The organism is Streptomyces sichuanensis, from assembly GCF_020328095.1.
Taxonomy (GTDB): Bacteria; Actinomycetota; Actinomycetes; order Streptomycetales; family Streptomycetaceae; genus Streptomyces; species Streptomyces cinnamoneus.
Genome location: NZ_JAIXMK010000044.1, coordinates 62908 through 74968 on the forward strand (window position 1 = coordinate 62908; position 12061 = coordinate 74968).

The 12061-nt window shown below is 69.8% G+C and carries 14 protein-coding genes; 12 read left to right on the plus strand and 2 right to left on the minus strand.

What is annotated here, in order from left to right; genetic code table 11:
• The first annotated feature begins 9 nt into the window (after positions 1-9).
• The 12 genes from LE181_RS15140 (at position 10) to LE181_RS15195 (ending at position 10743) form a co-directional block, all read left to right on the plus strand.
• Positions 10-525 (plus strand): phage tail tube protein, encoded by a 516-nt coding sequence (locus LE181_RS15140; RefSeq protein WP_225661798.1) that lies wholly within the window; start codon positions 10-12, stop codon positions 523-525.
• Positions 525-1007, plus strand: coding sequence for a DUF7426 family protein (locus tag LE181_RS15145; protein WP_225661799.1), 483 nt, complete (start codon positions 525-527; stop codon positions 1005-1007). Before LE181_RS15140 ends, LE181_RS15145 begins: the two co-directional genes overlap by 1 nt.
• A 236-nt stretch (positions 1008-1243) precedes the next feature.
• Positions 1244-3649 carry a phage tail tape measure protein gene (locus tag LE181_RS15150; protein WP_225661810.1) on the plus strand — a complete coding sequence of 802 codons (2406 nt, stop codon included), beginning with the start codon at positions 1244-1246 and terminating at the stop codon, positions 3647-3649.
• Positions 3650-3849: 200 nt separating this feature from the next.
• Positions 3850-4554, plus strand: a complete 705-nt coding sequence (locus tag LE181_RS15155) for a phage distal tail protein (protein WP_372458365.1) — start codon at positions 3850-3852, stop codon at positions 4552-4554.
• Positions 4555-4569: 15 nt separating this feature from the next.
• On the plus strand, positions 4570-5559 hold the full coding sequence (locus tag LE181_RS15160) for a hypothetical protein (protein WP_225661800.1): 990 nt from the start codon (positions 4570-4572) through the stop codon (positions 5557-5559).
• A gap of 24 nt (positions 5560-5583) precedes the next feature.
• Positions 5584-6675 carry a hypothetical protein gene (locus LE181_RS15165; protein WP_225661801.1) on the plus strand — a complete coding sequence of 364 codons (1092 nt, stop codon included), beginning with the start codon at positions 5584-5586 and terminating at the stop codon, positions 6673-6675.
• Complete coding sequence (locus tag LE181_RS15170) at positions 6675-7379, plus strand: hypothetical protein (protein WP_225661802.1); 705 nt, start codon at positions 6675-6677, stop codon at positions 7377-7379. Before LE181_RS15165 ends, LE181_RS15170 begins: the two co-directional genes overlap by 1 nt.
• A gap of 139 nt (positions 7380-7518) precedes the next feature.
• Entirely contained in the window at positions 7519-8976 is a 1458-nt protein-coding gene (locus LE181_RS15175; RefSeq protein ID WP_225661803.1) for a collagen-like domain-containing protein, read from the plus strand.
• 29 nt (positions 8977-9005) lie between these two features.
• Positions 9006-9254 carry a hypothetical protein gene (locus LE181_RS15180; protein WP_225661804.1) on the plus strand — a complete coding sequence of 83 codons (249 nt, stop codon included), beginning with the start codon at positions 9006-9008 and terminating at the stop codon, positions 9252-9254.
• Between the two features lie 74 nt (positions 9255-9328).
• Positions 9329-10198: a peptidoglycan-binding protein gene (locus LE181_RS15185; protein WP_225661805.1), complete on the plus strand. Its 870-nt coding sequence runs from the start codon at positions 9329-9331 to the stop codon at positions 10196-10198.
• Positions 10199-10222: 24 nt separating this feature from the next.
• The gene (locus tag LE181_RS15190) at positions 10223-10486 is read left to right on the plus strand and encodes a hypothetical protein (RefSeq protein WP_225661806.1); all 264 of its coding nucleotides are present in this window, start codon (positions 10223-10225) and stop codon (positions 10484-10486) included.
• Positions 10483-10743, plus strand: a complete 261-nt coding sequence (locus LE181_RS15195) for a hypothetical protein (protein WP_225661807.1) — start codon at positions 10483-10485, stop codon at positions 10741-10743. The genes LE181_RS15190 and LE181_RS15195 overlap by 4 nt, the downstream gene beginning before the upstream one ends.
• 132 nt (positions 10744-10875) lie before the next feature.
• Here the strand turns inward: LE181_RS15195 and LE181_RS15200 are convergent, their stop codons facing one another.
• Positions 10876-11244: a hypothetical protein gene (locus LE181_RS15200; protein ID WP_225661808.1), complete on the minus strand. Its 369-nt coding sequence runs from the start codon at positions 11242-11244 to the stop codon at positions 10876-10878.
• A gap of 249 nt (positions 11245-11493) precedes the next feature.
• Entirely contained in the window at positions 11494-11943 is a 450-nt protein-coding gene (locus LE181_RS15205) for a hypothetical protein (RefSeq protein ID WP_225661809.1), read from the minus strand.
• Positions 11944-12061 lie beyond the last annotated feature (118 nt).

The following is a 12061-nucleotide window of genomic DNA, read 5'->3' on the forward strand; positions in this document are numbered from 1 at the left end:
GCCGACCGCATGGCTACACCGACGCCGCCGGCCGAGACCATCACCGCGCTTGCGCGCCGGTACCGGCTGGAGCTCGACACCAGCACGACCACCACCCCCGCATGGACCCTGGTTCCCGGGATCACTGAGTTCGCCCCCAAGATCGAACCCACGCAGCAGGACGTGACCACCTACGACGCCGAGGGATGGTCCGAGCAGGCCGTAACCATGCTGGCGTGGTCCGTCGAGACCACGATCGCCCACCGCGCTCACCCTGTCACCGGCCAGTTCAACGCCGCCCAAGAGGCGCTGCGCCGGGCTTCAATGTCCTTCGGCGCCGCCTCGTACGTGCACGTCCGCTACTACGACCGCAATGGCGCCGACGACGCGTACGAGGGCGTCGGGCTGGTGACGTGGGAGCCCGACGGTGGCGGCCCCGACGAGGTCGACACGATCAAGGTGACGATCACCGGGTCGGGCCCGCTGAAGCCCATCGTCAACCCGGCGCCGAGCACGCCGCCGAAGCCGGCCGGGGGTGGTAGCTGATGGCGTTCGAGGCGCTCGACGAGCTGCTCGACGAGTCCCTGCACCTGCCCATCGGCGGGCGGGTGTACCGGGTACCCGCCCCGTCCGCCGAGGTCGGGCTGCGCACACAGGCGATCGTGCACGCCGCTGCGGTCGCCGCGGACGGCGGGCGCGCAGACGAGCAGATCCTCGCTGATGCGGCCGAGCGGGACCTGTACGCGGACGTCCTCGGCTCCGCTCACGCTGAGATGGTCGCCGACGGTGTGCCCTGGCCCGCGCTCAAGCACAGCGCCATCACCGCCATGGTGTGGATCTCGCAGGACAAGGCCGCGGCGGAACGTTTCTGGAATGCGGCCGGCGACCCTTCTCGGGTGGCCCCGAATCGGCAGCAGCGCAGGGCCCAGTCGGGCGCGGCGAGCTCGACCCGGTCTCGGGGCTCTACGAGTGGTACGAGTACCCGTCCGGCGCCGGCCCCCGCAAAGGGCAAGCAGCGCCGGCGCTGACCTGGGCGCAGATCCTCGCCGAGTGGCCTCTCGTCGAGGCGGATCTGCACGAGGTCTACGGCATCGATCTTGGCGACGGGCGCCTGCTGTGCTCGCGCTCCTGGCGCTGGCTGCGGCTGCGCATCCTCGCTCTCCTCTCTGCTGAATCGCGGCTCGCCCGCGTGCTCACACCCCCGCCTGACTCCTCCGCCCCGAAGGGCGGCACGACCGCCCGGAGGTGATGAGCAGTGGCGCTCATGGTGGGCGAGCTCGCCGCGACGGTGCGTGTCGACGAGTCCGGCGTCGGCGAGGGCATGTCCCGCGCGCGCTCCGAGGTGCAGGCGGGCGGTAGTCAGATCGCCGCCGCCGCGGGCAGTGCCGGGCAGCAGGCCGGACAGCAGCTCGGCGACGGCGTCGCAGAGGGAGCCCAGCGCGGGGGCGAGCGCGCGTCCGGCGCCCTGCGCACGGGCTTGAGCAAGCTCGGCGCTGCCGTGGTCGGCATCGGGATCGGTGCCGCGCTCATGGGCGGCATCAGCAAGGCCATGGAGCAGGGCAAGGTCGCCGGCAAGTTGCAGGCGCAGCTCGGCAGCAGTGGCCCCGTGGCCGCCCAGTACGGCCGCGCCGCCGGTCAGCTCTACTCCGGCGCCATCGTCGACTCGGTCGAGGACGGCGCCGAGATCATGCGCGGCATTGCCCAACAGGGCCTGCTCCCGCCCGAGGCCACGCAGAACCAGATCCAGACCATGGGCCGGCGCGTCGCCGATACCGCGTCGGTCATGGGCGAGGACGTCGGCAAGGTCAGCCGAGCGGTAGGCACGATGCTGAAATCCGGCATCGCAAAGAGCGCGGATGAGGCTATGGATGTCCTCGTCCGCGGCACGCAGAGCGGCACCAACGCCGCCGAGGACCTGCTCGACACGTTCTCGGAATATCCGACGCAGTTCCGCGACCTGGGCCTCGACGCACAGACCGCAATGGGCCTGATGCAACAGGGCCTACAGGGTGGCGCGCGGGACGCGGACACGGTCGCGGATGCGCTTAAGGAATTCGCCATTCGCAGCAAGGACATGTCGGATGGCAGTGTTCAGGCATTTAAGGATATCGGCCTGAACGCAGACACCATGGCTGCCACTTTCACCAAGGGTGGCCCCAAGGCGTCGAAAGCACTCGGCGAAGTTCTGCAACGCATCAAGGCAATCGAGGACCCGGCCAAGCGGAATGCGACCGCGGTTGCACTTTTCGGCACCAAAGCGGAAGACTTGCAAGGCGCGCTGTTCAAGCTCGACCCGTCAACGGCCGTTAAAGCGCTCGGCGACGTTAAGGGGGCGACCGATAAAGCGGGCGACGCGATGCGCGACAACGCCTCGACGAAGATCGAGGTATTCATGCGTGCCCTAGAGACTAAGTTCGTCAACTTCATCGGCGGGAAGGCCATTCCCGCTATCGAGAAACTTGCCGATTGGGTAGGCGCGGGCGGACTGGGAAAGGCGTACGCCACGTCGCGCGCGTTCATCTCGGAGCACTCCACCGAGCTGGGTGTCGCGGCCGGCGTGATCACGGTCCTGATGCTGCCGACGCTCCTCGCCCTGGCCTCTCAGGCGGGGGTGACCACTGTCGCCGTAGTCACCGGCTGGGCGACACAAGGTGCCGCCGGCGCCGCCGCTGCCGTGCGCTTTGTCGCCACAAACGCGATGATCCTCGGCGGTTGGGTGGCGCAGGGGGCAGCGGCCGGCGCGACGGCGCTTCGCGTTGCTGGTGCCTGGCTTCTCATGGGTGGGCAGGCCACGATTCAGGGCGCCCGCATGGCTCTCGCATGGCTGGCCGCCGCGGGGCCGATTCCGTGGATCATTGCCGCGATCGTCGGCCTGGTCGTGCTGATCGTCGCCAACTGGGACAAGATCACTGCGGCGACGTCCGCCGCTTGGGGTTGGGTGTGGAACAAGATCAAGGGTGTCGGCCAATCCATTCTTGATTTCTTCCTGACTTTCACGCTGGTCGGCGTCATCATCCGCCATTGGGAGTCCATACGCTCAGGCACCGAACGCGTATGGGACGCAACGGTCTCATGGATTGCCAGAATTCCCGGAAAAATCGTCGACTTCTTCCTGACGTGGACGCTTGTTGGCGTGATCCTCCGGCACTGGGATTCCATCGTGTCGGGCACGAAGCAAAAGGGAAGCGCCTTCCTTGGATACGTCCGCGGACTTCCCGGCAGCGTCGTGAGTTACTTCGGCAATTTCGGATCAATGCTCTATGACAAGGGTGAAGATCTGATCCGCGGCCTGTACCGAGGCGTCATGAATATGGGCCCTTGGCTACGTTCAAAACTGATGGGTTGGGCGAAAGATATGATCCCCGGACCCATTGCTAAGGCGCTCGGAATTCATAGCCCATCGCGCCTCATGCGAGACAAGATCGGCCGCTTCATTCCTGCCGGTGTCGTCGAGGGCATCAAGGCGGGCGCCCCCGCCATCGACCGCACCATGCGCAATCTCGTATCCGTCCCCTCCCCCCAGCTCGCCGCCCCGGGCGGTGTCTCGAATGGCGGCGCGGCCGGGGGGAGTTGGGGGCCGGCGGTGCACATCGAGAACTGGCACGCGGGCGGCGCGAGCGCGGATCAGACCGCGGCGGCGCTCACCTGGCACATGAAGAGCAGGGGGTGAACGTGGCCCCCGGTGATCTGGCAAGGCTCCCCGGACACATCCAGTTCGGCGACTTCCTCATAGGCCCCGGCACGCCCGTGCGCTGGAAGTCGGTGGCTGGGTGGGAGGAAACGCCGGGGCTCGACTCCGGCACGGTGCCCCGCTCATCCCAACACGGCGCTTTCCCGGGCGAGCTGCTCGCGCAGCCTCGCACCATCACAGTGAACGACCTCGTGCTGCGCACCGAGCCCGGTGCGATGAGTGCCGCGGTGCGGGCCCTGGCCGCGGCGACCGCGTTGCGCGACGACGAGCTGCCCCTTGCGATCAAGCTCGACGACGGGCCGGCCCTGATGTGTTGGGCCCGGTGCCTGCGGCGCAGCGTCCCCGTGGCCTCCGGCTACCGCGTCGGCGTTGCCGAGGGCGGTGCCTTGCAGTTCGAGGCGACTGACCCGAGGCGCTATTCGCTGGTCGAGCAGCGCGTCGAGGCCCGTCTACCGCGCCCCGAGCCCGGCCTCGACTGGCACCTCGTCCCCGGCCCCGAGGGACTCGGGTGGCCGTTGGACTTCGGGCCGCCGGGCAGCACGGGCGGCATGACCGTGACCAACGAGGGCGACGCACCGGCCGCACCCGTGATCGAGTTCCGCGGGCCCGTCGACCGGCCGAGCCTGACGAACGTGGTCAGTGGGGACGTGGTCGAGTACGACATCGTCCTCGACACCTCCGACGTGCTCACCGTCGACACCGGGGCCGGCACCGTCCTGCTCAACGGCTCGACGTCCCGCCTCGGCACCGTCACCGGCCGCAGCGTCCCCGAGTCGGTGTTCACGCTGCTGCCGGGCACGTCGACGCTCGCCTACCGCGCCGCCCCCGGCTCATCCGACCCCCGCTCGTCCGTGGCCGTCACCTTCCGCTCGGCCTACTGGTAAGGAGGACCACTCTCTATGACCGTCCGTTCCGCGTGGCTGCTCGGCACCGGGCAGACCCGCGAAGACACGCGCTTGACCCCGCTGGGGGTGATGGCGCCCGCGGGGGAGATGACCAGCCGCGACGGCGTGATCGCTGGCGGACAGCCGTTCGCCGCGGTCGGGGTGTCGGCGATGCAGGTACAGATCGGAGTCGGCCGCGCGATCGTGCAGGGCACCGTCGCACAGGGCGCCTACCCGGTCGCGATCACGGCCCCGGAGGTGGTAACGATCGCCGACGGCTCCCCCCAGTACGGGCGGATCGACTCGATCGTGCTCCGGATCGCCGACCCGGGATACGACACCTCGCCGGCCCCCGCCGCCCGCGTCGACGTCGTCCAGGGCGAGGCGACCGCCACCCCCAGCGCCCCCACACTCACCGGCGCAGTGCTGCGTCTGTGGGACGTCACCGTACCGGCCGGCACCTCGGCCGGTACCGGCGGGATCACCTGGACCTCGGCCCTGGCCGACCGGCGCCGCTTCACCAGCGCGGCCGGCGGGATCATCCCCCGCGGGTACGGGCTCGCCTTCCCAGGTGCCTACGACGGCCAGTACCGCGACACCGGCATCGGCCTGGAGCGCTGGTCTGCGAAGTCGGCCACATGGCAGCCGTACCCGGCTGACTCAGGCTGGCAGCCGCTCGCCCTGTCCCCGGGCTACGGGTTCCCCAACCACGGCATGCCCGCGGCATGGCGCCGCATCGGCCCCATGGTCATGCTGCGCGGGCGCATCGGTCCGACGAAGTCCGGGGGCACCATTCCCAACGGCGCGACCATTCTTACCCTGCCGATCGAGGCGCGGCCGGCCGGCGGACGGGAATTCGCGTGGGCTTCACCCCGTGACCAGATCAACCGCGGCCCCTCCCTCTGCCGAGTCGAAATCCAGCCCGGCGGCGCCTTGCGCACCTATGAATTCTGGGAGCTCCCCCAGTGGATCAGCCTTGACGGAGTGACCTACACAGCAGACTGACCCACGCACCAGGGGGGGTGAACGTTGCCCCCCTATCGCGTCCTGTTCTGCGACCTGCGCACCGACCAACTGCTCGACGTCCTGCCCGTACAGGGGCTCGCATTCGACGACTGGATCGGCAAAACCCCGAGCATGTCCGGCACCATCCCCGTACCGAACGCCCAACTTGCTGCCCGCGTAAGGCAGGTGATCGAGCCCGGCCGTACCGCGGTATGGGTCGAGCGCGGGCGTGAGATTTGGTGGGGCGGAATCCTGTGGACTGCGCGCGTCAACAGCAGCAGCCGCGGCGAGCTCGCCGTGCAGATACAGGCAGCCGGTTGGGATTCCTATCTCGATCACCGCATGCTCTACGACACGCTCACTGCGACCGGTGTCGACCAATACGACATCGTCCGCACGCTCATCGACTACGTGCAGAACACCGCCGGCGGAGACATCGGAATCACCTACGACACGACCCCCTCGGGCGTGCGGCGTGACCGCGTGTACTCCCGATACGACCTGCCGCATATCCGCGATCTGGTATCCCAACTCGGGGCCGTCGAGGGCGGGTTCGAGTGGCGCATTGCGTCTATGCGTGACCCTGGAACCGGGCGCCGTATCAAACGGCTACAGCTCGGCTCCCCCATCCGCACGGGGGCAAGCGAGATCGTCCTCGACCACCCCGGGCCCGTCCTGGCCTACGGGTGGCCGGTCGACGCCACCGTGACCGCAAACGCGTGGCAGTCCCGCGGTGCGAGCACGAACTCGAACCAGGCGGCCGAATCAGTCCCGCTCACGTCCGCGCTGCTCGTCGCCGACCAGGATCTCGCCGCTGGCTGGCCCCGCCTCGACGGCAGCTCGGACTATCAGACGGTCATCTCGCAGGACGTACTCGACGCCCATGCCCGCGCCGACCACGCACGCGCCCGCACGCCACTGACCATCCCCGAGATCACGGTGCGCCTCGACGGCAGCCTCTCACCGGCCGCGCTCGGCGCCACGATCCGGCTCCGCATCCGTGACCTGTGGTGGCCCGACGGGCTCGACGCCCGGTACCGCGTGATCGGCATGTCCATCACGCCCGCCGAGCGCGGGCGCGCCGAGACTGCCCAACTGCACTTGGAGGCTGCCTGATGGCCGCTGTGCCACTCGACCTACTCGACCGTATTCGTGAGCTGGAAAGGCAGGTACGACAGCTCGCCGGCCGGTCTCAGATTCGCCCGGCCATGAATCAGGTCAGTAAAGGCGACGTGAAGATTGGCGAGGGTGGCACCCTCGGCGTTTTCGCTCCGAATGGGTCGCAAATCCTCGGCGTAGGTCGCTGGCCGAACGGTGAATACGGCCTTCATTTGGGACGACAGAACGGTACGTCTGCTCTGACGATTCGCCTCGGCACCGATGAGTCAATCCCCCAGCCGGTACGCCTCTTCGACGCCAAGGGCAACGTGATCTGGGCTGACGATGTGCGCACCGGCGGGATCGCCTACCCCTGGCTCGCCCTGATGCCCCCACAGAACATTGATATCGGCGCTTCCTGGCCCAAGACGGATTCCAACGACTTCACTCTGATTGCCCAGTCCTTCAACTCCATATGGCAGCCGAAGATACGCATGTTCATGAGTACCGCTGTGGACGGTGGCACCAATGGCGAGGTACGCGTGCTCGTCAACGAAAAGCCATGGGGCCCGACCGTCCGCGCCGGCTCTTCCTTCGAGCACACCGACTTTGTTGGGGTCGACCCCGGCTCGCAGGTCGAGATCGGCATTGAGGCCCGGCGCACGAGCGGAGACGGACACGTCTACGCCCTCACCAAGCTGCTCTACGGCTGCCAAACCTGACGAGAGAGGCACTCACCTGCTCCCCGAATCCATACCCACAGTCACGGTAAGCGGTCGTTTCCTCGCCCCCGACGGCCGCCCGCTCTCCGGCAGCGTCACCTTTCGCCCGCCCGCGCAGCTCACGTTCCCCGCGGCCGACGTGATCCTCGGCGGCCCGGTCGTTGCGCAGCTCGACGCGCAGGGGCAGGTCGCCGTCGTCCTGCCCGCGACCGATGCGCCCGGCATGGACCCCACGGGGTGGAGCTGGACGGTCACCGAGGCACTGTCCGGCATCCCGGCCGGCCGCACATATCAACTGCTCCTCCCTTCCCGGGAGCCATACGTCGACTTGGCCGACGTCGCGCCCACCGACCCCACCAAACCCAACTACGTCGGCGTGGTCGGCCCGAAGGGGGACAAGGGTGAGCGCGGACAGTCCGCGTACGAGGTCGCCCTCGCCACCGGCTTCACCGGCACCCCTACCGACTGGGTCGCCTCCCTCGTCGGTCCCCGCGGCGCCACCGGCCCCACCGGGCCGCAGGGCCCGGCCGGCGCTCCGGGCAAGGACGGGGCGCCGGGCGCGCCCGGCGTCGTGCAGTCGGTCAACGGCTACCGCACGGCCGATGTCCGCCTGGCCGCCGCAGACGTCCAGGCGGTACCGGCGAGCGCGGCCGGCGCACCCGGGGGGGTCGCCCAGCTCGACGCCACCGGCCGCGTGCCCGCCGCGCAGCTCCCCGCGAGCAGCGGCGGCGGAGGCGTGCGGACTGTCGCCGGCCTCGCGCCGGACGCTTCAGGGAACGTCCCGCTCACCGCCTCCAACATCGGAGCCGTGGCTACGGCCGACAAGGGCACCGCGAACGGCGTCGCCACCCTCAGCGCCGACGGCATCCTCGCCCCGGCGCAGCGCCCCACCTATACAGCCGCGCAGGTGGGCGCCCTCGCCACCACCATGCGGGGCGCGGCGAACGGCGTCGCGGCGCTCGACGCGGCCGGCCGGTTGCCCGCGGCGCAGCTCCCCAGCGCGGCGGGGCGGAACTCTTGGACGCCGGCGGCGCTCGGGTTCCAGGCATGGACGTGCGACCCGTACACGGTCGCCAACCCCGTGGCGAAGTACCTGACGCCGCAGCGGCTGTACGTGTGCGGCATCAACATCACGGAACCCACGCAGGTCAACCGGATGATCATGTTCGCCCGTGGCTACGGGGGCGTGTCCGCCACCCGGTACGCCGCAGGCATCTACCGCGAAGACGGATCGAAGGTCATCAGCACGGCGGCCCCGGTCAGCCTCGGCATGGCCGGGCAGACGGCTGGCAGCCCGCCTCAGATGATCAACAACCACGTCGGGGCGACGCCGATCGCCATGCCCTCGACCGTCACTCTGTCGCCCGGCCGCTACTGGATCACGTGGGTCATGACCACCGGCGGTACAGCGGATTACGCGTACTACCACGTACAGAACGAGGCCAGCGTCGCCGGAGCCAATTTTTTCTTCGGGACGCCGTTCGCCCGCGCCTGGTACCTCAACGGCCAGTCCGACACGCCCGCCAGTTTGAACCAGGGCGACGCGGGCGTGTTCACCGATCACGACATTCCGATCATGGCTCTCGCCCTCGCCTGACCCCACACCCCAAGAAAGGACCACACCCCATGACCCAGATCGTTCGCGCCGAGATCGCCATCTCGTACGGCATCGATGAGAAGGGCCCGCAGGAGGCCGTCATTCGCCACACCATCCCCGTCGTGGCGTTCGCGCCCGGCGGCTCCGTCTACCTCACGCCGCAGGAGAACGAGGCCGCGCTCCGGGCAGCCGCCGAGGCGTTCGCCGCAGCTCTTCCCGCCGGCCGCGGGTACAACGTCGCCGCCTCCCTCGTGAGCGAGACCAAGACCCCCGCCTAACCCGCTTCACGCCCGCACCACACCCGACGCCCCGCGCCAACGGCCGGGGCCGTTTTCATGTCTGGAGTCCTTCCATGGCTGCACCTCTGTCCCCCGACGCCCTGCTCGACGCCCTGCGCGCCGAGGGCGTCAACGTCATCCCCTACGGCGACTGGCGCACCCACAACCGCGGCACCCGCGGCGCCGGCTGGGGCCCGATCAACGGCGTGATCATCCACCACACGGCGAGCTCCGGCACCGAGTCCTCGGTCGAGCTGTGCGTCGACGGGTACGCCGAGCTTCCCGGCCCGCTGTGCCACGGCGTGATCGCGAAGAACGGCGACGTCTACCTGATCTCGGCCGGCCGCGCCAACCACGCCGGATCGGGCGACGCGGACGTGCTCGCCGCCGTCGTCGACGAGCAGCCGACCCCGGGCCCCTCCGACAGCAACGCCGACGGCAACGCGAGGTTCTACGGGTTCGAGTGCGTGAACCTCGGCAACGGGTCGGATCCGTGGCCCGAGGCGCAGCTCGACGCGATCGAGAGGGCGTCCGCCGCGATCTGCCGCGCCTACGGCTGGAGCGCCGCAAGCGTGATCGGCCACAAGGAGTGGACCGATCAGAAGATCGACCCGCGCGGCTTCTCCATGACCACGATGCGCGAGCGGATCGACCGCCGCCTCGGCCACGCGCCCGGCAAGCCCGTGCCGTCGCCGACCTATGAGCCGTTCCCCGGCCGCGACTTCTTCAAGTCGTACCCGGACTCGCCGATCGTGACCGCGATGGGGCGCCGGCTCGTCGAGGAGGGATGCAGCGCGTACGCCGCGGGCCCCGGCCCGCAGTGGACCGTCGCTGATCTCCGCAGCTACGCCCGGTGGCAGCGCAAGCAGGGATTCTCCGGCACCGACGCCGACGGGTGGCCCGGCCGTGTCACCTGGGACGCGCTCCGCGTCCCCAAGGTCTAACCCTCCCTCGAAAGGACTCGCCCCATGACTGATGCATCCCGCCGGACCATCCGCACCGTGGTGCAGACGGCCGTCGCCCTGGCCGTGCTGCTGCCCGCCATCGTCGACGCGGCCGGCATCCCCCGCGCCCTTCCGTGGGTCGCCGGCGCCCTGGCCGTCGCCGGTGGCCTCGCCCGCGTGATGGCCCTGCCCGGGGTCCAGGCGCTCATGCCCGGATGGCTGCGCACCGCCCCCGACCGCGACGCCGAGCTGCGCGCGCTCGACCGTCCGCGGGACGGCACTCTGTGACGTCTCCCCCGCCCGACCCGACACCGGTCGCCCTCGAACTGGAGAGGCTGCACCGGTCCGTCGAGGTGGGGTTCGCGCGCCTCGACGGGCAGCTCGCGCTACTCGTCCAACGCAGCGATCAGACCGACGGCCGGCTCGTCGACCTCGATGCGCGTGTCGACGAGCTCGAACGGGCCCGCTGGCCCCTGCCGAGCGTGGCCGCTGTGGTCGCGCTCGCAGCGCTTCTCCTGTCCCTCTGGCAGACGATTGCCCACTGAACACACAGATGCGCCCCCGGTGCCGGCCTTGTGCCGGCGCCGGGGGCGTCTTTCGTCGTTGGGGTATGGGGCAGGGCCCGGTCGTGGCTGCGACCGGGCCCTGCTCGGCGGGGGAATCACCGCACGGGGTACCTACACGGTCACCGGTGCGGGAGGTCTCCCCCGTCCCCTACCGCCCGCCCCCTCGTGACCGGGCGGTGCAGGACGGATGCGGCGCCACGGTCGGGAGGGGGCCGACCGGGCATGTCGGCGGTGCCGGCGCTGCCGACGGGCGCGGGCGAGGAGGCGTTTCTCGTCCTCGGGCGAGGCGAGCACCACCACGGTGATGGGCTCGGCGTAGCAGTAGCAGCGGTACCGGTGGCCCGGAGCGTTCGGGGGCGGGGTGAAGCCCGTGTGGGGGTTCGGCAAGAGCCACCAGAGCAGGAGCAGCAGGCCGAGCAGCAGCGACAGCGTCAAGACGACGATGCCGATCGCGATGGGCCCGGGGTCAACGACGGGCATGGGCCGACCTCCTGCTCGGGCGGGAGAGAAGCCAGCGGGCGGGCGACCGTAAGCGGCGCGCCGCGCGTGCCTGCCGCGGTTCGGCGGGCGTCACGGTCAACCCAAGGCAGTCCGCGAGCGCGTATGCGAGATCGCGGGCAAGGGCAGGTTTCAGCTCGACGAGCAGTCGCGTGTCGAAGTGGAGCCAGAGAACGCGGTTGGGATTCGTGGGCCGCCCGATGTGGCACACGCTGAAGCGTCTGGGCTTGATCACGCCTGCACCGGTCCCTCGGCTGAGAGTTCGAAGTGCACACGGGTCGCGCCGCCAGCACCGTCCCACGTGCGCGATACAGCGACCCTGCGTGCGATCTGCATCAGAGCAGCCAACAGCGAAGCGGCATCGAGCGCGGATCGGTCCAGGGTGTACAGGGTGTCCGTGTTGCCGTCGCCGTCCTCGACGGCAACGCAGGCGGACGACCCGCCCACCCAAACGCTGACGGTGATCGTCGCGTGCAGCGGCTCGCAGTTGAGGACATACGCCATGGCGTCGGTTACGCCGAGACGCGCAGTCTCGATCAACTCGGGGTGGTGGCGCTCCAATATCGCCCTCAGGGCTTCCCGGGCAACCCGGGCCGACGATCGGGCGGCCGGCACGCGGAGACGGTAGAACTCGCCGTCTGTAGTGGTGGTGCGGGGACTGCTGAGCATGGCTAAGCGCATGGGCGTCTCCCATCGGTCTGAGGCCGCGTCCTCACGCCGTCCGTGGCTCGGCCGCCCCCGGGGTGCCCGCGAACAGGTCAACGGACATGCAGGCAGCTGCACTTCGGCTCTTCCCGGC